The organism is Leisingera sp. ANG1 (genome assembly GCF_000203975.2).
In the GTDB taxonomy this organism is placed as follows: Bacteria; Pseudomonadota; Alphaproteobacteria; order Rhodobacterales; family Rhodobacteraceae; genus Leisingera.
This window is the reverse complement of the sequence record NZ_AFCF02000008.1, coordinates 26,620-47,612: the sequence shown is the minus strand read 5'-3', so window position 1 is coordinate 47,612 and position 20,993 is coordinate 26,620. Positions and strand designations below refer to the sequence as shown.

23 protein-coding genes are annotated in these 20,993 nt (G+C 64.5%); 12 read left to right on the top strand and 11 right to left on the bottom strand.

All coding sequences use genetic code 11. The features are described from left to right. Positions 1-42 precede the first annotated feature (42 nt). Positions 43-1,056 carry a Hint domain-containing protein gene (locus GC1_RS12940; protein WP_029204793.1) on the bottom strand — a complete coding sequence of 338 codons (1,014 nt, stop codon included), beginning with the start codon at positions 1,054-1,056 and terminating at the stop codon, positions 43-45. 205 nt (positions 1,057-1,261) lie between these two features. Here GC1_RS12940 and GC1_RS12935 point away from each other — a divergent pair, with 205 nt between their 5' ends. The 5 genes from GC1_RS12935 (at position 1,262) to GC1_RS12915 (ending at position 6,654) form a co-directional block, all read left to right on the top strand. Next, positions 1,262-2,041 (top strand): SDR family oxidoreductase, encoded by a 780-nt coding sequence (locus GC1_RS12935; protein WP_019295962.1) that lies wholly within the window; start codon positions 1,262-1,264, stop codon positions 2,039-2,041. Positions 2,042-2,054: 13 nt separating this feature from the next. After that, positions 2,055-3,179 carry a hypothetical protein gene (locus GC1_RS12930; RefSeq protein ID WP_019295961.1) on the top strand — a complete coding sequence of 375 codons (1,125 nt, stop codon included), beginning with the start codon at positions 2,055-2,057 and terminating at the stop codon, positions 3,177-3,179. 203 nt (positions 3,180-3,382) lie between these two features. After that, positions 3,383-4,432, top strand: coding sequence for a methyltransferase domain-containing protein (locus GC1_RS12925; RefSeq protein WP_019295960.1), 1,050 nt, complete (start codon positions 3,383-3,385; stop codon positions 4,430-4,432). A 221-nt stretch (positions 4,433-4,653) separates the two neighbouring features. Continuing rightward, complete coding sequence (locus GC1_RS12920) at positions 4,654-5,760, top strand: ABC transporter ATP-binding protein (RefSeq protein ID WP_019295959.1); 1,107 nt, start codon at positions 4,654-4,656, stop codon at positions 5,758-5,760. A 42-nt stretch (positions 5,761-5,802) separates the two neighbouring features. Then, positions 5,803-6,654 carry a GNAT family N-acetyltransferase gene (locus GC1_RS12915; RefSeq protein WP_019295958.1) on the top strand — a complete coding sequence of 284 codons (852 nt, stop codon included), beginning with the start codon at positions 5,803-5,805 and terminating at the stop codon, positions 6,652-6,654. 64 nt (positions 6,655-6,718) lie between these two features. Here GC1_RS12915 and GC1_RS12910 read toward each other — a convergent pair whose 3' ends face one another. Both GC1_RS12910 and GC1_RS12905 read right to left on the bottom strand, forming a co-directional pair. After that, positions 6,719-7,393 carry a helix-turn-helix transcriptional regulator gene (locus GC1_RS12910; RefSeq protein WP_019295957.1) on the bottom strand — a complete coding sequence of 225 codons (675 nt, stop codon included), beginning with the start codon at positions 7,391-7,393 and terminating at the stop codon, positions 6,719-6,721. A 101-nt stretch (positions 7,394-7,494) separates the two neighbouring features. Beyond that, positions 7,495-7,803, bottom strand: a complete 309-nt coding sequence (locus GC1_RS12905; RefSeq protein WP_019295956.1) for a hypothetical protein — start codon at positions 7,801-7,803, stop codon at positions 7,495-7,497. Between the two features lie 226 nt (positions 7,804-8,029). Between GC1_RS12905 and GC1_RS12900 the strand changes: the two genes are divergently transcribed. From GC1_RS12900 to GC1_RS12885, 5 genes are all read left to right on the top strand, one after another. After that, positions 8,030-8,245 carry a twin-arginine translocase TatA/TatE family subunit gene (locus tag GC1_RS12900; RefSeq protein ID WP_019295955.1) on the top strand — a complete coding sequence of 72 codons (216 nt, stop codon included), beginning with the start codon at positions 8,030-8,032 and terminating at the stop codon, positions 8,243-8,245. 6 nt (positions 8,246-8,251) lie between these two features. Continuing rightward, on the top strand, positions 8,252-8,728 hold the full coding sequence (tatB, locus tag GC1_RS12895; protein ID WP_019295954.1) for a Sec-independent protein translocase protein TatB: 477 nt from the start codon (positions 8,252-8,254) through the stop codon (positions 8,726-8,728). Further along, positions 8,725-9,615, top strand: coding sequence for a twin-arginine translocase subunit TatC (gene tatC / locus GC1_RS12890; RefSeq protein ID WP_019295953.1), 891 nt, complete (start codon positions 8,725-8,727; stop codon positions 9,613-9,615). The genes tatB and tatC overlap by 4 nt, the downstream gene beginning before the upstream one ends. A 440-nt stretch (positions 9,616-10,055) precedes the next feature. Then, entirely contained in the window at positions 10,056-10,292 is a 237-nt protein-coding gene (locus GC1_RS22470; protein WP_152614073.1) for a hypothetical protein, read from the top strand. A 288-nt stretch (positions 10,293-10,580) separates the two neighbouring features. Then, positions 10,581-11,222 (top strand): hypothetical protein, encoded by a 642-nt coding sequence (locus GC1_RS12885; RefSeq protein WP_019295952.1) that lies wholly within the window; start codon positions 10,581-10,583, stop codon positions 11,220-11,222. Between the two features lie 67 nt (positions 11,223-11,289). Here GC1_RS12885 and GC1_RS12880 read toward each other — a convergent pair whose 3' ends face one another. Further along, positions 11,290-12,453, bottom strand: a complete 1,164-nt coding sequence (locus GC1_RS12880; protein ID WP_152612386.1) for an adenylate/guanylate cyclase domain-containing protein — start codon at positions 12,451-12,453, stop codon at positions 11,290-11,292. A gap of 127 nt (positions 12,454-12,580) precedes the next feature. Here GC1_RS12880 and GC1_RS12875 point away from each other — a divergent pair, with 127 nt between their 5' ends. After that, entirely contained in the window at positions 12,581-13,423 is an 843-nt protein-coding gene (locus GC1_RS12875) for an ATP-binding protein (protein ID WP_019295950.1), read from the top strand. A gap of 269 nt (positions 13,424-13,692) precedes the next feature. Here GC1_RS12875 and GC1_RS12870 read toward each other — a convergent pair whose 3' ends face one another. The 7 genes from GC1_RS12870 to purF all read right to left on the bottom strand — a co-directional run bounded on the left by GC1_RS12870 (position 13,693) and on the right by purF (position 20,116). Then, positions 13,693-14,943, bottom strand: a complete 1,251-nt coding sequence (locus GC1_RS12870) for a M23 family metallopeptidase (protein ID WP_019295949.1) — start codon at positions 14,941-14,943, stop codon at positions 13,693-13,695. Positions 14,944-15,045: 102 nt separating this feature from the next. After that, positions 15,046-15,693, bottom strand: coding sequence for a protein-L-isoaspartate(D-aspartate) O-methyltransferase (locus GC1_RS12865; protein ID WP_019295948.1), 648 nt, complete (start codon positions 15,691-15,693; stop codon positions 15,046-15,048). Further along, the gene (gene surE, locus GC1_RS12860) at positions 15,690-16,484 is read right to left on the bottom strand and encodes a 5'/3'-nucleotidase SurE (RefSeq protein WP_019295947.1); all 795 of its coding nucleotides are present in this window, start codon (positions 16,482-16,484) and stop codon (positions 15,690-15,692) included. The genes GC1_RS12865 and surE overlap by 4 nt, the downstream gene beginning before the upstream one ends. 237 nt (positions 16,485-16,721) lie before the next feature. Then, positions 16,722-17,369 (bottom strand): SDR family NAD(P)-dependent oxidoreductase, encoded by a 648-nt coding sequence (locus GC1_RS12855; RefSeq protein ID WP_019295946.1) that lies wholly within the window; start codon positions 17,367-17,369, stop codon positions 16,722-16,724. 112 nt (positions 17,370-17,481) lie between these two features. Beyond that, positions 17,482-17,742 carry a hypothetical protein gene (locus GC1_RS12850; RefSeq protein ID WP_019295945.1) on the bottom strand — a complete coding sequence of 87 codons (261 nt, stop codon included), beginning with the start codon at positions 17,740-17,742 and terminating at the stop codon, positions 17,482-17,484. 156 nt (positions 17,743-17,898) lie between these two features. Beyond that, positions 17,899-18,441 (bottom strand): DUF2199 domain-containing protein, encoded by a 543-nt coding sequence (locus tag GC1_RS12845; protein WP_036761944.1) that lies wholly within the window; start codon positions 18,439-18,441, stop codon positions 17,899-17,901. Between the two features lie 154 nt (positions 18,442-18,595). Next, positions 18,596-20,116, bottom strand: coding sequence for an amidophosphoribosyltransferase (gene purF, locus GC1_RS12840; RefSeq protein ID WP_019295943.1), 1,521 nt, complete (start codon positions 20,114-20,116; stop codon positions 18,596-18,598). A gap of 450 nt (positions 20,117-20,566) precedes the next feature. Here purF and GC1_RS12835 point away from each other — a divergent pair, with 450 nt between their 5' ends. After that, positions 20,567-20,983, top strand: coding sequence for a VOC family protein (locus GC1_RS12835; RefSeq protein WP_029204790.1), 417 nt, complete (start codon positions 20,567-20,569; stop codon positions 20,981-20,983). Positions 20,984-20,993 lie beyond the last annotated feature (10 nt).

Here is a 20,993-nt window from a genome sequence, read left to right as displayed (position 1 = left end):
GGTTGAGAGCAAAGGAAAACGGTTCGGCCTTCGGCCCGCAGCTTAGCGCAGGGAGGACCGTTTCAGCAGCCGCACCGCGTCGGGCCGGTCCAGCAGGGAGCGGCTCACGTCCAGCCCGTGGGCGCCGTGCTGGTGCGAGTCGGGCAGGGTGCCGGGGCGGGAGGCCCAGAAATCCTCGGGCAGCACCTGCCGGGTGACCGGGTCGAGGAAGGTGCTCTCAGCCGCAATGCCCTCGGCATAGATGATATGGTGCTGGTCGAACAGGATCTGGAAGTAGTCGGTGAAGCCGCCGTCCAGCACCACCACGCTGCTGCCGTTGACCAGATCGCGGGCGCGCACCAGCAGTTCCGGCGCGCCGGCGCCGATCTCGTCGCGGCGCTGGTAGACCATCAGCCGGTGGCCGGGGCTGACGATCAGGTCGTTTGAGTTGTTGAGGGCGCCTTTGCGGATCAGGATCGGGGCCATGTCGCCCACTGCCCGCAGGGTGGACTGGCCGACCCAGCGCACTTCCTGGATGCCGTCGTCGCGGGTCAGCACACGGTCGCCGGCGCGCATGTCCTCAATCGCGCGCTGTTCGCCGGTCGACAGCGTGATGCGGGTGCCGCGGGTAAAGGACACACAGGCCGATTGCGCCAGCTTGCGCCGGGCCGGCTCACGCTCTGCCTTGACCAAGGTATAGGGGGTTTGCACCTGCAGGGGCGCCAGCGGCACCAGGAAGATGGCGGCAATGTAGCCCTCGGCGTCTGCCTCCACCATCACCAGAATCTCGGTGTTGGGGCCGCGGTCGGGCATCAGGGTCAGCAGGCAATCCAGATGCAGCACCGCGCCCGGGGTGCCGATGGCGGTGCCGTCGGCAATGGTGAAGCTGCCGTCATGGTGGGCAGCGATCCCGAGGCGCTGCGGCGGGGCCGGGCTGTCGAGCAGGTAGATGTCATCGAGCACCAGATCCTCGAGCACGCCAAGCGGATCGCCCGCGTTGGCGCCGTATTCAACGCGGAAACGCTCGGCCGGGTAGGCCTGAACGGAGGAAAGGCTGGCGGTCACTGTCTGTCCCATCTGCGGGTCTGTCTTGGTCCATAATGCGAGCGCGCGCAGGGCGCTGTCCAACAGAAATGCCTGCGGAATGTGGCACAATGGCGGTGGAACGGGGCTGTTTTTCCGGCAGCTTCACGATTGCGTCAGCCGCCGGGCGGGGCTGGTCTTTGCCAGCCACGCGGTGCAAGCTCCGGCAAACGGTGGAGAATCCGGAGGGAGATGAGCAATGGACTTGGGTATTTCGGGCAAGCGCGCGCTGGTCTGTGCCAGCAGCAAGGGGCTGGGTCTTGGCTGCGCCGAGGCACTGGCGGAGGCCGGTGTGAACCTGGTGATGAACGCCCGCGGGGCTGAGGCGCTGGAGGCCTCGGCGCAGGCCATTCGCGATCAGTACGGGGTCGATGTGGTGACTGTGGCTGCGGATGTGGCGACGCCGGAGGGGCAGAAGCAGGTGCTGGATGCGGCGGAGGGCGTCGATATCCTGGTGACCAACGCGGGCGGGCCGCCGCCGGGCATGTGGACCGACTGGGACCGCGAGGATTTCATCAAGGCGCTGGATGCCAACATGCTGGCGCCGATTGCGCTGATGAAGGCGCTGCTGCCCGGCATGATGGAGCGCGGCTGGGGCAGGGTGGTCAACATCACCTCGGTCTCTGTCAAATCGCCGGTGTCGGTGCTGGGGCTGTCGAACTCGGCCCGTGCGGGGCTGACCGGCTATGTCGCGGGCACCTCGCGGCAGGTGGCGGGCCACGGGGTTACCATCAACAACCTGCAGCCGGGCATCCATGCCACCGACCGCGCGGTGGCGCTGGACGGCGGCGCGGCCAAGGCGCAGGGGATCACCCCCGAAGAAGCGCAGAAGCAGCGGTTTGCCACCATTCCCGCCGGCCGTTACGGCACCCGCCAGGAATTCGGGGCCGCCTGTGCCTTCCTGTGCTCGCAGCACGCGGGTTTCATCGTCGGGCAGAACATCCTGCTGGACGGCGGCGCCACCAATACCACGATGTAAGGGGGCAGGGCGCATGGATGGCGGGTTTTCCCTGAAAGACCAGTTATTTAACCGGGAAAAGGTTCGCCATCTGGCGGGCCTGTTCGCGGCTGCGGACGGCGGGTTTGATGCCGAAGGCTTCGAGGCGCGGGTTATGGCCGATCTGCCGGCGCTGGAGCTGAAGCAGCGGATGGCGCTGATTGCAGATGTGCTGGCAGACCATCTGCCGGCGGATCTGCCCGACGCCGCGCCGGTTCTGTTGAAGGCGCTGCCGCCGCCGCTGGATCCGTCCAGGACCGACGATGATTTCGGCGACTTCATCTATGCGCCATTGGGGGAATATGTGGCCGCCAGGGGCATCGAGGCGCACCCGGAGCTGTCGCTGGACCTGCTGGAGGAAATCACCCAGCGATTCTCCATGGAATGGGCGATCCGCCCTTTCCTGAACCGGTGGCCGACGGAGGTGCTGGCGCGGATGGAGGTGTGGGCCAGCCACTCCAGCTATCACGTCCGCCGTCTGGTCAGCGAGGGCACCCGGCCGCGGCTGCCCTGGGGCGAAGCGGTGGGATTGCAGTTGGATGAGCCGCTGCCGCTGCTGGACCGCCTGCATTCCGATCCGACCCGCTATGTCACCCGCTCGATCGCCAACCATCTGAACGACGTCGCCAAGAAAGATCCGGATCTGGTGATGGACCGTTTGGAGGCGTGGCAGGCCGCCGGGGCGCAGTCGGCCAAGGAACTGGGCTGGATGACCTCCCACGCGCTGCGCGGATTGGTCAAGGCGGGCCACCCGAGGGCGATGAAGATGCTGGGCTATGATCCGGATCTGGAGCTGGGCGCCGAAATCGTGCTGAAATCGCAAAATGTAAGGATTGGTGACGCGCTGGAGTTCTCCGCGCAGCTGCAGGGGCAGGCGGGGTCGCCGGTTCTGGTCGATTATATCCTGCATTTCCAGCGGCCTGGCGGGAAAGTGTCCGCCAAGGTGTTCAAATTGAAGCAATCGAAAATTTCAGGCAAATTGTTGCGATTGGACAAGCGCCACAAGCTGAAAGGCAACGCCACGACCTTCAAACTGGTGCCGGGGCCGCACCGGATTGAGCTGATGGTGAACGGCAGAGTGCGGGCCGAGGCGGCGTTTGAGCTGCTGCCGGAGGGGTGAGATTTACACCAGCAACTGAATGTTCGTTCCGCCTGGCCGAAGGCCGGGCAGCGCCCGTCCCGCCCTCACCGGGGCGGGCGCTGCCCTCAGTGACTTGTCCGCACGTGCCATCACAGTTGCGTCAAGCCTCCCGCCGGCCCGATTGCCGGAGTGCCTGAGGGGCGCTATCCCGATGGTCCGGAACCATCAGGAAGGGCGCTCCCATGAAACATGAAAACGTGCAGGCTTATTACGGCGAGGTGCTGCAGGGCAGCGAGGATCTCCAGACCAATGCCTGCTGCACGCCGGGCGACATGCCGGATCATGTGAAGGCGGTGCTTTCAAAGATTCACGATGAGGTGCTGACCCGCTATTACGGCTGCGGGCTGATTGCGCCGGAGGCGCTGGAGGGCGCGCGCATCCTTGATCTCGGCTGCGGTGCGGGCCGTGACGTCTATGCGCTATCGGCACTGGTGGGCGAACACGGCAGGGTCGTCGGCGTCGACATGACGCCTGCCCAGCTGGAGGTGGCGCGCCGCCATCAGGACTACCATGCTGAGGCATTTGGCTATGCCAAGTCCAACGTCGAGTTTCACCACGGGTTTATCGAGACGCTGGAGGAACTGGACCTGGAGCCCGGCTCCTTTGACATCATCGTCTCCAACTGCGTGATCAACCTGGCCACCGACAAGGGCGCGGTGCTGCGCGGGGCGCATCATCTGCTGAAAGAGGGCGGGGAGATGTATTTCTCCGACGTTTACGCCGACCGGCGGGTGCCGGAAGAGATGGCGCAGGATGAGGTGCTTTATGGCGAATGCCTGTCCGGGGCGCTCTATTGGAACGATTTTCTGACAATCGCGAAAGAGTCGGGGTTCAAGGACCCGCGGATGGTGACCTCACGCCTCCTGACCATTGAGAACCCGGTGCTGGAGAAGCGGGTGCAGCCGCTGAAGTTCCTGTCGGCCACTTACCGGCTGTTCAAGCTGTCCGCCTTGGAGCCGGCATGCGAGGATTACGGGCAAGCGGTGATCTACAAGGGCACCATTGATCATGCGCCGCACCGGTTCATGCTGGACGGCCACCATGTGATTGAAGCGGGCAAGGTGTTCCCGGTCTGCGGCAACACCTGGATGATGCTGCAGGACAGCCGCTTTGCCCCGCATTTCGAGTTCATCGGCGATTTTGAGACCCACTACGGGATCTTTGCCGGCTGCGGCGGCAGTTCGCCCTTCAACGGGCTGGAGCAGGACGGTGCGGCGTCGGGGTGCTGTTAACACGGTCAATTTGCCACTGAATCCAACCGCCCGGCGGTGCCGCCGGGCAGCGTCCGTCCGCCCCCACGGGCGGACGCTTCGCTTACCCGCCCTCGGACGGACGTTGCCCTCAGCGCGATTTCATGGCCGACCGCTGCTTTTCTGACCGCTTGCGGCCCTGCCGCTGGGTTGCTATCCCGGCGTGAACCCAAGCGTTTTCATCGGAAACAGCCAGAGGCCTCATGAACACTGCCCCCGCCGGCATCAGCCGCACGATTGCCCCGCCGCGGCTGGAAATCCGCAACCTCCGGCGCTTCTTCGAAGGGCGCGCGGTCGTCGACGATGTCTCGCTGCAGATCCAGGCGGGGCAGGTAACCTGCCTGCTGGGGCCGTCGGGCTGCGGCAAATCCACGACGCTGCGGATGATCGCGGGCGTGGAGATGCAGGACAGCGGCGAGATCTATGTCGATGGCAAGCTGATCTGCGACACCGTGTTCAGGGTGCCCCCCGAACGGCGCGAGATCGGGCTGATGTTCCAGGACTTCGCCCTGTTCCCGCACCTGAGCGTCGCCGACAACGTGGGCTTTGGCCTGAAGGGCAGCAAGGACGAGAAACGCGCACGGGTCGAGGAGCTTTTGAACCGGGTCTCGCTCAAGCGCTTCATCGACGGCTACCCGCACCAGCTGTCGGGCGGCGAGCAGCAGCGGGTGGCGCTGGCCCGGGCGATTGCGCCGCGCCCGCGCATCATGCTGATGGATGAGCCGTTCTCCGGCCTCGACAACCGGCTGCGCGACGGCATCCGCGATGAGACGCTGAGCCTCTTGAAAGAAGAAGACACCGCCGTTCTGCTGGTGACGCATGAGCCGGAAGAGGCGATGCGGATGGCCGATGAGATCGCGCTGATGCGCGGCGGCCGGATCGTGCAGCAGGGCGCGCCCTACAACGTCTATACCCACCCTGCGGACAAGGCCGCGGTCTCCTTCTTCAGTGACGTGAACGTGCTGAAGGCGGAGGTGAACGGCGCGCTGGCCAAGACGGCCTTTGGCGAGTTCCTGGCGCCCGGCGTGGCGGATGGCACCGCGGTGGAAATCGTGTTCCGCCCGCAGCATCTGCGCATCGACTTCGACCGCGGCGGCCAGGGGCCGCTGCCGACCCCCAGCGACGGGGTGCCGGCCCGCGCAACTGTTGAGCGGGCGCGTTTCCTGGGCAGCGAGAGCCTGGTGGAGTTCCGGATGGATTTTGACGGCTCGGTTCTGAAAGCCACGGTGCCCAACGTGTTCCTGCCAGAGGCTGGCCGGGTGATGTGGCTGACAGTGCGCCGCAACCGCTGTTTTGTCTTTCCTGCCTGAGCGTTAGCGGGCATTCTGCAACTGAGGAAACCGGAGGTGCAGATGCAGGGCAGCTATCAGATCAGGCCGTTGGCGGGCGTGGAAATCCAGACTGCTGTGGACTGGGCCGCGCGTGAGGGCTGGAACCCGGGCCACCGGGATACGGCCTGCTTTGCGAGCGTTGATCCGAAAGGCTTCTGGGGCGGGTTCCTGGACGGGAAGATGATCGCCTGCATCTCTGTAGTGAACTACGGCGCGGCGTTTGCCTTCCTCGGCTTTTACATCGTGGCACCGGAGCATCGCGGGAAGGGCTTCGGCTATGCGCTTTGGCAGCGGGCGCTGGAACACGCCGGGAGCTGGGTTGTTGGTCTGGATGGTGTGGTGGACCAGCAAACGAACTACCGCCGCTCCGGCTTTGAGCTGGCGTACCGCAACATCCGTTTTGGCGGGGTGCCGTCGGCCGGGCTGGCGGTTTCCACCGAGTTCAATCTGCAACAGGTGACTGCCCCAACGGCGGAGCTGGAAGCGATGGATGCCCGCGTCTTTCCGGCGCCGCGCCGGGGGTTCTGGCAGCAGTGGCTGGGGGCGGAGGGGCATCACTCCTTTGCCGCTTACAAGGATGACAAGCTGATTGGCTTCGGCACGCTGCGGCCGTGCGGCAGCGGCTGCAAGATCGGGCCGCTGGTTGCGGTCTCCCGCGTGGCGGCCGAGGCGGTTCTGGCGCGGCTGCTGCAGGACCTGCCTGCGGGACAGGAGGTGTTTCTGGATGTGCCGGAGCCCCATGCTGCGGCGGTTGAACTGGCGCGCTCGCTGGGGCTGGAGCCGGTGTTTGAAACCGCCCGGATGTACCGCGGGCCTGCTCCGCAGTTGGAGACGGACCTGATTTACGGGGTGACCTCGTTTGAACTGGGGTAGGGGGCGCTGACCCCGGCCCGCCGGGCCTCCCCCGGGATACTTTCAGCCAGATGAATGAAGGATCTCAGGAGCTGTAGGGATCATAGTCCTGCAGCCGCTTGCCGGGTTCGTCCACGAACAGCTCGGGCAGGGCGGAGGTGTCCTCGATGAGGTCGACGCGGAACACCCGGAAGTCTCCGCGCGTCTCGCACCAGGCGGTCAGGGTCCAGACCCGGCCCCAGTATTCCATGTGCAGCGGGCGGATCTTCCGCTCTGTCAGGGTGCCGTCGATGCGGCGGTAGCTGAGCTGCAGTTTCTGCCGCGCCTTGATGGCGGCCCGCAGTGTCGGCATATGGGCCAGGGCGCGGGCGGCGTCGGAGAAGGGGTAGACCGCGAATTTCCAGGCGTCTGCCTCGGCGATGGTCTGTTCCGGCAGCACTGTGTCCACCTTGGCGGCCAGCGACAGGGCGGCGGCCTTCAGGTCCGGGTCGGCGGCCTCAGCAACAATGGCCATGCCGAGGTTCAGCGCCTCCAGCTCCTCTGGCGTCAATGTCAGCGGCGGCAGGCTGATCTGCTCGCGCACCATGTAGCCGACGCCGCGCTCCCCCTCCACCGGCACGCCGGAGGCCACCAGCGTGTCCATGTCGCGGTAGATGGTGCGGGTGGAAACCTCCAGCCGTTCGGCGATGTCCTGGGCGCGGTGCAGTTTCCCGTCGCGCAGGATCTGGATGATTTCGAAAAGGCGGTCGGTGCGGCGCATGGGGTTAGCCTTTGCGCGGTGGCGTCAGGAGGTCAAGGGCTGCGCCCGGCCCGCAGGCGCAGCCTGCAGTGTTTCGGGCCTTCAGGCGCAGCCCGGGAGGCTTAGGGCGCCATCTGCCACAGCACCTCTTCATGGCGCATGCTGGCGCTGTCCGGGGCAATGGCCGCCATTACCTCCGGCGTGAAGTCCTGTTGCATGAATTCCTGCGCCACTTTCTGCGCCGTCGCCATGTCCTTCCAGACCACATAGTCGGTCCAGCTGCCATCCTCGCTCTGGCTCAGCTGGCGGGTGACAAAGCCGTCCTGCGCGCGCACGAAGCCCTCGGTGCGCTGCATCAGGGCGGTGAAATCCGCGGGACTCACGCCATCGGCCAGTTTGAAGGTTACGATTTCGGCGACATGTTTGCTCATCACGTTTCTCCTTTGTTCATGTGATGGGCTGGATTTACCGCCCTCCAACTGACATAAACCTGTCAGTTGGGTGCAAGCGGGTGTCAAAAACTTCGGATTCCCGCGCTTGCAGGCGCTTTCTGCGTGCGGAGTTGCTTTCGCTCAAAGCCGCGCCCGCGCTAAACCCGTAGCGAACAATTCTACCGGCGCCGCCAATCCGCGCCGGATCAAGTAAGGAGAGACTCACATGCTCAACAACATCGGCCTGCCTGGCCTGCTGCTCATCGCTGTCGTGGTGCTGGTCCTGTTCGGCCGCGGCAAGATTTCCTCGCTGATGGGTGAGGTCGGCAAGGGCATCACCTCGTTCAAGAAGGGCATCAACGAAGGCAGCAAGGAACTGGAGCAGGACGCCGCGGACGTGGCCAAAGACGTGACCCCCGAGTCCGAAAAAGACAAGGCCTAAGCGCGGATGTTCGATCTTGGGTGGACCGAACTGCTGGTCATCGGCGTTGTCGCGCTGATCGTCGTCGGCCCCAAGGACCTGCCGGTGCTGTTCCGCAACGTGGGGCGGTTTGTCGGCAAGGCCAAGGGGATGGCGCGCGAGTTCAGCCGGGCGATGCATGACGCGGCGGATGAGGCCGGGGTCAATGAGGTCGCCAAGGGGCTGAAGGCTGCGTCGAACCCGATGAGCACCGCCATGGACGGGGTCAAGCAGGCGGCGCAGGAGATGGCGACGTCGATCGACCCGACCAAATACGACCCCGAAAGCGAGACCGGCAAGCTGGCGGCGGAACGCGCTGAGGATGCCAAGAAGATCCAGGCTTCAACCGCCCGCGCCGCGGCGGAGCGCAAGGCGCGCGAGGCCGAGGAGGCGCTGGCCAAGGCGGAAGCGGCTGAGGCGGCGCTGAAGCCTGCGGCAGCGAAGGAAGAAGAGGCCAAGTCATGAGCAAGACGGATGAGATCGACGACTCAACCGCGCCGCTGATCGAGCATCTGGCCGAACTGCGCAACCGGCTGATCCATTCGGTCGCCGCCTTTATCGTCGGCATGGTGATCTGTTTCACCGTGGCAACGCCGGTGTTCAACTTCCTGACCGCACCGCTGTGCCAGGTGCTGGCCGAGGGCGGCCAGGACTGTGCGCTTATCTTCATCAGCCCGCAGGAAGGCTTCTTTGTCGCAATCAAAATCTCCTTCCTGGGCGGCTTCATCCTGGCGTTCCCCTATATTGGGTTCCAAATGTGGCGGTTCGTGGCGCCGGGGCTGTATAAGTCCGAGAAGGGGGCGTTCCTGCCCTTCCTGATCGCCTCGCCCTTCATGTTCCTCTTGGGCGCCAGCTTTGCCTTCTATGTGGTCACGCCGCTGGCCTATGACTTCTTCCTGGGGTTCCAGCAGTTCGGTTCCGGCGGCGAGGCGGTGGTTGGCGAGCAGGTCAATCAGGGCCTCAGCGTGGTGTTCCAGGGCTCCGCCCAGGAGTATCTGAACCTGACGATCAAGTTCATCGTGGCCTTTGGCCTGTGTTTCCAGCTGCCGGTTCTGCTGACGCTGATGGGCAAGGCCGGTCTGGTAAGCGCCGAGGGACTTGGCTCTGTCCGCAAATACGCGGTGGTGGCGATCCTGGTGCTGGCGGCGCTGGTGACGCCGCCGGATGTGATCACCCAGATCATCCTGTTTGTGGTGGTTTACGGGCTCTATGAGATCTCGATTTTCCTGGTCCGCCGGGTAGAGGCCAAGCGCGAGGCGAAGCTGCGCGCGGAGGGCTACTATGACGACGAGGAAATGGAGGCGCATCCGGATGAACCGGTGCCTGCCGAAGCCGAGGACGGCAAGGGCTGACGGGCCGGAGAGAGTTTGAAATGGAAAAGCGCGCCTGAGAGGGCGCGCTTTTTTTATAGGAAGTGCTGGTCTGCATTGAGCCCAAAATCACATATGCGGCGCATTGTTCGAAGGGCCGCTTTATGGGATAAGTCTCGACAGTCATCGGCTGCTGATACACTGGCTGAGCCTTCGGATTTTGCAGAAAGGCACGTTCTAGACCATTGGCACGAAGTGTTAGCAACCCGCCCAAAGTGAGCAAACCGAGACTTGGTGAGTTACCAACTCTTTGGTCAAAAATTGTCGGCATCAAATGCCCGGAATGTGGTCGCCCGCAGTCTCCAAGAAAGATGGGTTCAACCAACCCTTAGCGCGGACACAATCGAACTGATTTTCATAAGTGCGGTGGGTGCGGCTCACTGCTCTATTTGACTGGCGAGCGGCGTCTCAGGAGGTTTTTCTTGCTGGATTTGCCGACATTTCTTGTAGTCGGCAACTTTGGATTTGCTCTTCTTAGAAATGTCGACGGATTGAACATATACCGTGAAGCTAGGGAAGCCTACGAACCAAACTTTGTAGGTTTTCTTCTGATCTGCGCTGCCATCTACATTAGTGTGAGTTTGCTGAGGCGATTTGAAATCGTCCGCATTGCGGCCTCACCAGATGTTGAGGACAAAGAAACGGATTCCAACTCCTGAACTATGCCGTACTGCAGGTCAACGAACCGCTGCAAACTGCTATCCCTCGTTCTGGTGTCGGAACGCATAACTGACATTCGCACAACCGCAGCGAATTCACACTTCGTCCCGCTCAATTGCCCTTCGCGGTTTCAGGCTATTCAGTCGATCTCCGTATAAGTGTAAGGCCAAGCCGCAGGAAGGACGTCCACACTCCCAACACTCTTTCGTGAAACCCCGCCCTCTGGCGTATCCATGCCCCGCCCCATGAGGCATCCTGCGGCCAGTCCTGGAATAAGGGAGGTTTCCATGAACAAGTTTCTTGCTGTCCTGACCTGCTCTGCGGCCTGCGCGCTGGCCTCTGCGTCCTACGCCGAAGACCCGCCGATGGGGTTCTTTGTTACATCCGTTGGCCTTGGCGACGGCGGCAATCTTGGCGGGCTGGAGGGGGCGGATGCCCATTGCGCCAGCCTGGCAGAGGCGGCGGGCGCTGCGGGGCGCACCTGGCGCGCCTATCTCAGCACGCAGGAAGAGGGCAAACGCGGCATCTCCGCCCGCTCCCGCATCGGCACCGGCCCCTGGTACAACGCCAACGGCGAGCTGATCGCGGTTGATCTGGACCAGCTGCACATCATGCCCAATATCTATGCCCGCACCGCGGTGGATGAGAACGGCAACCGCATCAAGGGCCGCGGCGATGATCCGAATGAGCATGACATCCTGACCGGCACCCAGGAAGACGGCACCGCCTATTTCCCCTGGCAGGAGGGAGACAAGACTTGTTCGAACTGGACCTCCAACGGTGAAGGCTCAGCCACGGTCGGCCACCACGACCGCCACGGCGGCGGCAATACGTCGTGGAACGCGGCGCATAATTCGCGCGGCTGCAGCGCTGACGACCTGCGCGGGACCGGCGGCAACGGTTATTTCTACTGCTTCGCGGCGGATTGAGGCGGTAAGGCCGCGCTGATCTGAGAGCGCTGGAACCGCAAAGGCGCGCCGGATCCGGCGCGCCTTTCTATGCGGCGGCACCGCGCAGGAAAAAGACCTCTACCGGATCGGCAACCCCGCGCACATTGTGATGGCCGCAGCTGGCAAACAGATCCGGGGCGGCCGCAGCGACCGAGGCGGATGCCAGAACGGGATGCCCGGTGGATTTCGTCAGGCCTTCGATCCGGCTCGCCAGGTTCACCGCGGCGCCGAGCACGGTGAAATCCAGCCTGCCGGGGCTGCCGATATTACCATAGCTGACGCGGCCCGCGTTTAAGCCGATACCGATTTCCAGCGGCGGTTTGCCTGCTTCCGTGCGGGAGGTGTTCACCGTGGCAAGCCCGGCGAGCGCCGTTTGCGCGGCCTGTGCGGCTTGACGGCACTGTTCCGCGTGGCTGCTTCCGTCAGCGGCGGGGAAGATCGACAGAATGCCGTCGCCCATGAACTTCAGCACGTCACCGCCTGCTTCCTCAACCGCCTGCACCACCACGTCGAAATAGGTGTTCAGGGCGTCGAACACGTCCTCTTCGCTGGCACTGTCCGAGAGGGCCGTGAAGCCGCGCAGATCGGTGAACATGACAACAGCGTCCAGCGCCGTGCGCTCGCCGCGCTTGATGGAACCATTCCAGACCGCGTCCGACGGCCCATCGCCGAGATAGGTCCGCAGCAGGCTGCGCGAGGACTTGCGCATGGTGACGGGTTCCAGGGCTGAGGAGAGGCCGGGCAGGGAGGCCTCGATCATTGCCAGGTTCTCCGCCGTGAAGCCGCTGTCAGCCTGAGTGACAAAGGTGCAGCCGTGCATGGATCCGTCGCCGTAATACAAGAGCGTGGCATAGTAGTCGGTGCCGCCAGCCTCCGCGAACTCATGATAGGAAATGTGGTCGGCCTCAGGGTCTAGGCCGCGCAGGCTTTTGTGCAGCGGGCGGCGATGAGCCAGAATGTACTCAAAGGAGCTGCCGACATAGCTGTCCGTCAGCATCACATCATGGGTGACGTCGTAGCTCTCCGTGCTCTCCGGCGTCCAGACAACGCCCCAGGCAATCAGCAGCGGGTTAGCGAAGCGCTGGCCGATGTTGACCCGCCACAGCGGCACCCCGGCCTCGATCAGCGTTGTGCAGAAGTGCGAGACAACCTTGACCGGATCGCCGCAACAGCGGCCTTCGGTCATCATCCAGCGGGAGAGAGCATCCATGGCGTCCATAGGGACAGGGTATACTTAAGGCTCGCAGCAGAACAGGTGCTGGCTTCCCCTTGCCGCTTGCCCCTGAACATGCTTTGAAACCCGGCAAAGACGGCCCGATGACGAAGGGAGGCACCACATGGACCAGATCGCATTGACCCGCATTGCCGAGGCGCTGGAGCGGATGTCGCCCGCGCCGTTGGAAACCCCTGATTTCAACGCGGCCGCCGCCTTTGTCTGGCATGTGGGGCCGGAGCGGCTGGAGCCGGTGGAGGCGGTGAACCGGGTTGATCTGAACCTGCTGGTCGGCATCAACCGCTCCCGCGATACGCTCTTGGAGAACACACGCCGGTTTGCGCAGGGCTTTGCCGCCAACAACGCGCTGCTGTGGGGCGCGCGGGGGATGGGCAAGTCGAGCCTGGTGAAAGCCGTGCACGGGGCGCTGGCAGGGGACCACCCGCAGTTGAAACTGGTGGAGCTGCAGCGCGAGGATCTGCCCTCGGTGGCGCGGCTGCTGGGGCACCTGCGCGGCTCTGAGCACCGGTTCATCCTGTTCTGCGATGACCTGTCGTTCAGCCATGACGATCAGCACTACAAGAGCCTCAAGGCGGTGCTGGACGGCGGCATCGAGGGGCGGCCGGAAAACGTGGTGTTCTATGCCACTTCCAACCGCCGCCACCTGATGCCGCGGGACATGATCGAAAACGAGCGCTCCAGCGCCATCAACCCGTCGGAAGCGGTGGAGGAGAAGGTCTCTCTGTCGGACCGCTTCGGGCTTTGGCTGGGCTTCCACCCCTGCGATCAGGACGAATACCTGGCGATGATCGAGGGCTATTGCGCGGCCTATGGCGTTGAGGTGGAGGCAGAGGAGTTGCGTGCCGAGGCGGTTGAATGGCAGGCCACCCGCGGCGCGCGCTCGGGCCGGGTGGCCTGGCAGTTCTTCACCGATTTGGCCGGACGGCACGGGGTAAGCCTGCGCTGAGGCTCTGAAACGCCTCTGCAAGCACATGCGGAAGCCGGGCCAGCGACTGCCCGCGGGGTGGCGCTGCAACGCCTGTGCAGGGCAGTTTATGCCTGCAACCTCCGTAAAAGTTACCTAGGGAACACTGACCTCTTCAAAGCGCCAGCCCGATGGGGCGGGCAGGCGCTGGCCCGGCGGCTTCGCCTTGTCTCCGGGCTTTGGACCTCCCTGAAACAGAAAAGCCCGGCCAATCAGCCGGGCTTTTGTTTGTTAACAACGTGTTAATGATGTTAGTTCAGGTAGCTCAGCGGGTCGATGCTCTCGAACCCGTCACGCACTTCGAAATGCACATAGGCATCGTCGCCGCCGCGCAGCGAGGCGATGCGCTGGCCGCGGACCACACTGTCGCCTTTCTTGACGGTGATGTTGCCGACGTTCTGATAGACCGTCAGCAGCTTCTGGCTGTGCCGGATAACCACGATCGGCACATTGTTGGAATCCTTGGTGATCGCCGCCACCGTGCCGGCCTCGGCCGCGTTGACTGGCGCACCAGCGGCGGCCGCAATGTCGATGCCGTCATTGCGGCCCTTGGAATAGGTCTTGATGATCTTGCCCTGCACCGGATAGGCCATCGCCGCGCTGCTGCTGCGGGTCGGTTCAGGCAGTTCCGGCTTGGGCAGGGTTTCCGCGGCGGGCTTCACTGCGGCGGGCTCGACCTTTTCCTCCGGCAGCGGCTTGCTGGCGCTGGGCGGTACCGGAGTCTCCGATCCGGCGCCCGGCTCAGTCACCACCACGGGGGCTGCTGCAGCGGCAGGCGTCACCTCGGCGGCGGGCTGCTCTTTCAGGGGGATCAGCAGGTACTGGCCCTCACGCACTGCAAAATCGCTGCCGAGGCCGTTCCACTCTGCCAGCGACTTCACCGGCACCTGATAGAGCCGCGAAATGGTATAAGCGGTTTCGCCGCGCTTCACCTTGTGGCGCACCGGTTCCGGGCCGGCCTGCACCGCGGCGGGCTGCGGTTTGGGGGCGGGCTGGATTTCGGTGGTGGTCACCGAGCCTGCATTGGGGGAGGTCAGCGGCGCGGTGTCGATGGCCTGGCCTGCAAGGCTGGCGATATCGACCGAACCCGGCGTGGCATTTCCCGGCACGCTGCCCGGCGCGCGGCGCGGCAGCGCCAGAACCTCGCCCTGGCGCATCTTGTCGCCAGTCTCCATGCCGTTAAAGCGTGCAACCTCGTCGGCAGGCAGGCCGATGCGGGCAGCCACATCCCCCACAGTGTCGCCGCGCTGGGCGACGGCCACCTGGTAAGACGGGTAGGAGATCAGCCCGCGGGAGTCGGGCGCGGGGCGGTTCGCCGTGGCTGATTGCGCGGCACCTGCGGTGTTGAAGGCACCGATCTGGCCGCGCAGGTCGTAGTCCAGCGGGCTCTGGCAGGCCGCCAGCACACCGGCCAGCGGCAGCAGGGCCAGCATCCGGGCCCGGGGCAGTACCGTATGGGACAGGCCGCGGAACATGGTCCGGGCGGGGGGGATCCGGGTCATTTCGCTCTCCTCAAAACACGCATCCCCTTTTTCGCGGGGATTCTCTCGCGTCAATCACTATAGCCGATGCCATTTGCGGCTCGGCTGAAATCCGCCGCCAGTTTACGTGTCTTTCCCCAGGCCCTCAAGCAGCGGAACAAAGCGCACCGGGCGCAATTCGTCATACTCCAGCCCGTCCTCGGTCTTACGCACCCGGATCAGGGTCTGGACGTGGTCAGACTGGCCCACCGGCAGCACCATGATGCCGCCCGTCTTGAGCTGCGCCAGAAGCGGTCCGGGCGGATCTTCGGCAGCCGCCGTCACGATGATGCGGTCAAAGGGTGCCTGTTCGCTGAGCCCGTGGCTGCCGTCGCCCACCAGCGAGGTCACATTGGCCAGCTGCAGCTGCTCAAACACCGCCCGCGCTTCGCGCACAAGCCGGGCGTGGCGGTCGATGGTATAGACCCGGCGCGCCAGTTTCGACAGGATCGCCGCCTGGTAGCCGGAACCGGTGCCGACCTCCAGCACGGTGTCGCGGGGGGAGATCTGCAGCGCCTGTGTCATCATGCCCACCACCGAGGGCTGCGAAATGGTCTGGCCGCAGGCAATCGGCAGCGGTACGTCCTCATAGGCGCGTTCCGAGAAGATGCCGCGCACGAAAAGCCCGCGGTCGATCTGTTCGATCGCCTCCAGCACCTTCTGGTCGGTCACCCCGCGCGAGCGCACGGAGTAGACGAACTGCATCTTGGTTTGCGCGTCGGGCCCGCTCATGCGCCGGGGCCCTCGATCGCTTTCAGCGCCTCCATAGCGTCCCGCGCGGTCAGATCGGCGCGCATCGGAGTGACGGAGATGTAGCCGTCCAGGTTCACTGCCGCATCAGAGCCGGGTGCGGTCTCCACATGCTGGTTGCCGCCGCGGATCCACAGGTACCGCCGCCCGGTGGGCGACAGCTGCTCCTCGGCGGAGAAATGGGTGCCAGGGCGGACTCCCTGCGGTGCGACGCGGGCGCCCTTCACGTCCGCGGCCGGGACCGGCGGGAAGTTGATGTTGTAAAACAGCCGGTAATCCTGATTGTCCTGCGGCTGGGCTGCCAGGATCTTTTTCACCAATGCAGCGCCATGCACGGCAGAGGCCTCAAACGGATTGTCTGTCTCGCGGTTGGCTGGGCCGTAATACTGCGACAGCGCCATTGCCGGGATGCCCTGCAGCGCCGCTTCCATCGCGCCGCCCAGAGTGCCGGAATACAGCGCGTTTTCAGCGGAGTTGTTGCCGCGGTTCACGCCTGACAGCACCAGATCCGGCCTTGCCCCCTGCATCGCCACATGAATGCCCGCCAGCACGCAGTCGGCGGGCGAGCCTTCGGCGGCAAAGCGGCGCGCGCCCAGCTGGCTCAGCATGGTGGGGCGGGTGTAGCTGATGCAATGGCCGACGCCGGACTGTTCAAACGCGGGCGCCACGGTCCAGACCTCGCCTTCGGGGCCTGCGACCTCATGGGCAATGGCGTCCAGAACCTTGAGCCCCTCGGCACTGATGCCGTCGTCGTTGGTGATCAGAATGCGCATGAAAAGCCTGCCTGCCGTCTTCAACCGGGTTTTCGATTGAATAGGACCTGCATCCGAACGGAGCAAGGTTTTCGCAGGGAGAAGCCGGATCCGCGGCAAAGCGGGGCAGGGAGGCAACAGGCGGGATGGCCGGGCGGGGCTCGGCGGGCTCCCGCGCCCTTGGGCTGCATCAAAGATGCCGTCCAAAGCCTTGGGCCAAGCGCCGCGCGGATGCGCGGCGCGGGCCGGTCTCGGAGGTCAGTCCGCCAGGATCAGCGGCAGCAGGCGTGCGGCCTCGTCCTGGATCGGGGTCAGCGCATCGCGGTCCTCGCCCGGATGGAAACGGGCGCGCAGGGCTGTGGCCATCGGCTGCGGCTCCAGGATCTTGACCTTGGGGCCGGTGCGCTCCGTCTCGGCCTGCCAGCTGCGGGCCAGCGCCATCTGCGCCGCCTTGGTGGCGCCGTAGGTGCCGTAGAACTTCTCGCCCGCCTTAGGGTCGTCAAAGAACACCGCGCGGCCCGATTGGCCCAGGAGCGGCGCCACATAGGGGATCAGAACCGAGGTGGCCGTGGCATTGATCGCGAGGGCCTTGGTCCAGTCCTTGGCGGCAACCGAGGGCGCCGGGCACAGGGCGGTGGCATGGATTGCGGTGTGCAGCCACAGGTCCAGCTTGCCCCAGCGGTCATGGATGCCGCGGCAGAGCGTCGCCATCGCCTCCGGTACGGTGATGTCCATCGGCGCCAGGGTGGCAGAGCCGCCTGCCGCCTTGATGCGGTCATCCAGCTCTTCCAGCGCGCCGGTGGTGCGGGCGACGGCAACGATGTGATGGGTGGGCGCAAGCGCCTCGGCGAGGGCATTGCCCAAGCCGCGCGATGCACCGGTGATGAGAGCGATTTTGTCTGTCATGGCCGCCTTCTTGGGCCGCCCGCGCGGGCAGGTCAAGAGGCGGAAGGCAGCGCCAGGGATTTTCGAAAATCCTTGGCAAATTTCTTGGAAGAAATTTGGGCGGGCCGCTGGCCTAGCTGCCCGGCATCACCAGGCGCCTGGTTTCGCCGCGCTGGTTCAGCACCAGGCCGTGGGCGTCGATGGCAATGATCTGGCCCTGCGACAGCTTGGTGCCGCGCTTGACTTCGCGGGTGCGGCCAGAGGGCAGGCGGATCAGCGCGCTCATGCTGTTTTCCGGCCCGTAAACGCCCAGCAGGCTCAGGTTGCTGCGGTTCACCGCATTGGGCTGGGTTGCCAGCCCCGCCACTTTGGCGGAAGTCTGCTCGTTCGCCATTTTGTCCGTCCTTAATTGATCCGGATGGCATCTGGCGTGCCGGCGCAGGTGTTTCAAGCAGGCAAAACGGTCCTCGGCGGAAAGCTGCAGCCGGCTGAGAGGAGGACCGCCGATGACCCCGCGTCAGGCTGCTTGCAGCGGCCCCTTCGTCATGCCTCAGGCGTCATAAACCAGCGACGGCAGGTCGTGCCCGTAGGCATAGAGCAGCTCCAGCAGCTCCTCCAGCTCCGCGCCGTCCTTCTGCAGCGGGTAGAGCGGGTGGTTCTGCTCGGTGACCTTCAGTTCCGGGTACTGGCCGCCGGGGCGCATTTCCAGCATGCAGCCCGCGGGCATCGGCATATCCGGCGGGATCGCATTGGCCAGCCAGGCCGGCCGGTCGCCCAGCTTGTCGGTCTCGCGCATCTCAAAAAGGTCGAGATAGGCGTCAAAGTCATCGCGGCTGATGCTGGCCCAGGTGCCCAGGATGAACTCCTCGCCCCTTGTGCCGGACAGCGGGATTGCCAGCACTGCGCGGACAAAGCGCAGATCGCCAAGGCGGCAGAAATCCTCGGTCAGGATATCGCCGCGGGTGGCGAGGACGGCAGAGTTGTCCTCCACCTCCAGATCCTCGGAACAGATATCGGGCCGGTCGCAGCTGAGGCTGAGCAGCTGCGCAAACGTCGCGCCGCAGCAGCGGCACTGGCGCGGGGAGGTCAGCATGCGGGCAAGATGCGCGTCCAAGGGGCGGCCTTTCGTCAGGAGCATAGGAAAAGGCGCGGGCCGTCATGGCCAGCGCCTCCCCACGCAAAGTTCCGGGCCCTCATAGACGGATGCGGGCCAAAGTTCAAACCCCTGGTGGGGCAGGGTGCTCGCCTCAGCCGGTGGCCAGCTTGGAGGCGTTCCACGACGCGCCCGGTGCGGGCATGTCCTTGATCTTGGCACTGACCCGGCTGCTGCCTTCCAGCGCGTCCAGATATTCGTCGGTGACGCCGGTGATGTAGTTGCCGTCAAAGCAGGAGCAGTCAAAGCCCTGGATGTCCGGGTTGCCTTCCTGCGCCGCCCAGATCAGGTCTTCGAGCTTCTGGTAGAACAGCGCGTCGGCGCCCAGTTCCTCGCGGATTTCCTCGATGCTGAGGCCGTTTGCGATCAGCTCATGCTTGGTCGGCATGTCGATGCCATAGACATTCGGGTAAACCACCGGCGGCGAGGCGGAGGCGATATAGACCTTCTTGGCGCCGGCCTCGCGGCACATCTGCACGATCTTCTTGATGGTGTTGCCGCGCACGATGGAATCGTCGATCAGCAGCACGTTGCGGTCCTTGAACTCCAGCGGGATCGCGTTGAGCTTGCGGCGCACCGATTTCTGCCGCTCGGCCTGGCCCGGCATGATAAAGGTGCGGCCGACGTAGCGGTTCTTCACCAGCCCCTCGCGGTAGCGGATGCCGGTGGAGTTGGCGACTTCCAGCGCCACGGGCCGTGCCGAATCAGGTACCGGGATGATGCTGTCGATTTCCAGCCCCGAGTCCTGAATTTGCTTTGCCAGCGCCTGGCCCATGCGCAGCTGGGTCTTGTAGACCGAGACGCCGTCCATCATCGAGTCGGGGCGCGCCAGGTAAACGTATTCAAAGATGCAGGGGGTCAGCTTGCCCTCAACCGCCTGGAAGGTATGCAGGTTGCCATCGAGGTCGATCAGCACCGCCTCGCCGGCTTTCACATCGCGGACTTTCTCGAAGCCGTTGATGCCAAAGGCCACATCTTCGGAAGCAATGCAGTAGTCGTCACCATCGCCCTGTGCCGGGCGTTTGCCCAGCGACAGCGGCCGGATGCCGTGGGGGTCGCGGAAGGCCAGCATGCCGACACCGGCAATCATGCACAGCACCGAATAGGCACCCTGCACCCGCTCCATGGTCATCTTCACGCCGGCAAAGATGTTGCGGATCGGCTCGGCGTTGCCGTTGACCTTGATCGCATCTGCGACCTTGTCGGCCAGGACGTTCAGCAGGATTTCGGAATCGGAAGTCGTGCGCAAATGGCGGCTGTATTTGCCGGTCACCTTCTCGCGCTGCTCGGCGGTGTTGGTGATATTGCCGTTGTGGACCAGGTAGATGCCATAAGGCGCGTTCACAAAGAACGGCTGAGCCTCTGCCGCGCTGAGGGAACCTGCGGTGGGGTAGCGCACATGGCCCATGCCGACGCGTCCGGTCAGGGTTTCCGCATCTGACGGCCCGAACACATCCTTGACCAGACCGTTTGCCTTGCGCTCGCGGAAGAACTCGCCGGTGTAGGTCACGATGCCCGAGGCGTCTTGGCCGCGGTGCTGCAGCATCAGAAGCCCGTCATATATCTCTGCAAAGACTTCTGTGTCCCGGCTTGCGATCCCCAAAATCCCGCACATTGGCTGGCTCCAATCCCGATTAGTCCGATGGCTGATGGAAGCGGCTTGGCCGGCAGTCTAGCGCATTTTTCCGCGCCCGCGCCATTCCGGAGACACCAAAGCAGCTTGCCGGCAAAACGTCCGGAGCCTGATGGCCGGTTGCAGCCCTGCTCCCCGGCGCCGCGCGCATCGGGTCAGGTCCACAAGGGCAGGCGGGCAGCGTCTGCAGCAGCGGCAAGGCGGTGTGGCTCCGAATCCGTTTCCTGTTCGCGCCCTCACATAGAGGCTTTCGCGGCTGCTGTCATCACAGGATCACAAATGGCGCGGCGGCTCGCCTTGAAGGCTGTTGCCAATGGGGAGTTGCGGCTGCCGGGTGAGCACCAGGCAATTCATCGCGCCGGATCAAAGGCGGGCGGCAAAACGGCGGGAATACTGCTTGAATGGACCGGTTTCCCGAAGGACACTCAAGTCATGATTGCTTATGTCACAGTTGGCGCGGATGACATCGCGCGCGCAAAAGAGTTTTATTCGGCCATCCTGCCAGCCCTTGGCTACGCGCTGGAGGAGGGGCCTGCCGGGCTGAGCTACACGCTGCCAGCAAAGCCGGGCCGGCCCCCGGCCCAACCTGATTACTACGTCAAACCGCCCTTCGATGGGCGTCGGGCCTCCGCTGGCAACGGATCCATGGTCGCCTTTGAAGCCCGCAGTCAGAACCAGGTCCGCAAGCTTCACGCCGCCGCGCTTGCCGCTGGCGGCTCCGACGAGGGCCAGCCGGGCTTTCGCGCCTCCTATGGGCCTCGTTTCTATGTCGGCTATCTTCGCGACCCTCAAGGCAACAAGATCGCTTTGTTCTCCAGCAACCCGGACGAACCGGGACGGGACGGGTAGGGAAAATTCT

Bases quoted from the DNA above. Each gene is read 5' to 3' on its own strand.
- GC1_RS12845 (WP_036761944.1), bottom strand. From the start codon at position 18,441: ATGCTGACCTCCCCGCGCCAGTGCCGCTGCTGCGGCGCGACGTTTGCG.
- GC1_RS12925 (WP_019295960.1), top strand. From the start codon at position 3,383: ATGAAACATGAAAACGTGCAGGCTTATTACGGCGAGGTGCTGCAGGGC.
- GC1_RS12850 (WP_019295945.1), bottom strand. From the start codon at position 17,742: ATGGCGAACGAGCAGACTTCCGCCAAAGTGGCGGGGCTGGCAACCCAG.
- GC1_RS12835 (WP_029204790.1), top strand. From the start codon at position 20,567: ATGATTGCTTATGTCACAGTTGGCGCGGATGACATCGCGCGCGCAAAA.
- surE (WP_019295947.1), bottom strand. From the start codon at position 16,484: ATGCGCATTCTGATCACCAACGACGACGGCATCAGTGCCGAGGGGCTC.
- GC1_RS12920 (WP_019295959.1), top strand. From the start codon at position 4,654: ATGAACACTGCCCCCGCCGGCATCAGCCGCACGATTGCCCCGCCGCGG.
- GC1_RS12880 (WP_152612386.1), bottom strand. From the start codon at position 12,453: ATGGATGCTCTCTCCCGCTGGATGATGACCGAAGGCCGCTGTTGCGGC.
- tatB (WP_019295954.1), top strand. From the start codon at position 8,252: ATGTTCGATCTTGGGTGGACCGAACTGCTGGTCATCGGCGTTGTCGCG.
- GC1_RS12885 (WP_019295952.1), top strand. From the start codon at position 10,581: ATGAACAAGTTTCTTGCTGTCCTGACCTGCTCTGCGGCCTGCGCGCTG.
- GC1_RS12900 (WP_019295955.1), top strand. From the start codon at position 8,030: ATGCTCAACAACATCGGCCTGCCTGGCCTGCTGCTCATCGCTGTCGTG.
- GC1_RS12910 (WP_019295957.1), bottom strand. From the start codon at position 7,393: ATGCGCCGCACCGACCGCCTTTTCGAAATCATCCAGATCCTGCGCGAC.
- purF (WP_019295943.1), bottom strand. From the start codon at position 20,116: ATGTGCGGGATTTTGGGGATCGCAAGCCGGGACACAGAAGTCTTTGCA.
- GC1_RS12940 (WP_029204793.1), bottom strand. From the start codon at position 1,056: ATGGGACAGACAGTGACCGCCAGCCTTTCCTCCGTTCAGGCCTACCCG.
- GC1_RS12865 (WP_019295948.1), bottom strand. From the start codon at position 15,693: ATGAGCGGGCCCGACGCGCAAACCAAGATGCAGTTCGTCTACTCCGTG.
- GC1_RS12915 (WP_019295958.1), top strand. From the start codon at position 5,803: ATGCAGGGCAGCTATCAGATCAGGCCGTTGGCGGGCGTGGAAATCCAG.
- tatC (WP_019295953.1), top strand. From the start codon at position 8,725: ATGAGCAAGACGGATGAGATCGACGACTCAACCGCGCCGCTGATCGAG.
- GC1_RS12905 (WP_019295956.1), bottom strand. From the start codon at position 7,803: ATGAGCAAACATGTCGCCGAAATCGTAACCTTCAAACTGGCCGATGGC.
- GC1_RS12855 (WP_019295946.1), bottom strand. From the start codon at position 17,369: ATGACAGACAAAATCGCTCTCATCACCGGTGCATCGCGCGGCTTGGGC.
- GC1_RS12930 (WP_019295961.1), top strand. From the start codon at position 2,055: ATGGATGGCGGGTTTTCCCTGAAAGACCAGTTATTTAACCGGGAAAAG.
- GC1_RS12935 (WP_019295962.1), top strand. From the start codon at position 1,262: ATGGACTTGGGTATTTCGGGCAAGCGCGCGCTGGTCTGTGCCAGCAGC.
- GC1_RS12870 (WP_019295949.1), bottom strand. From the start codon at position 14,943: ATGACCCGGATCCCCCCCGCCCGGACCATGTTCCGCGGCCTGTCCCAT.
- GC1_RS12875 (WP_019295950.1), top strand. From the start codon at position 12,581: ATGGACCAGATCGCATTGACCCGCATTGCCGAGGCGCTGGAGCGGATG.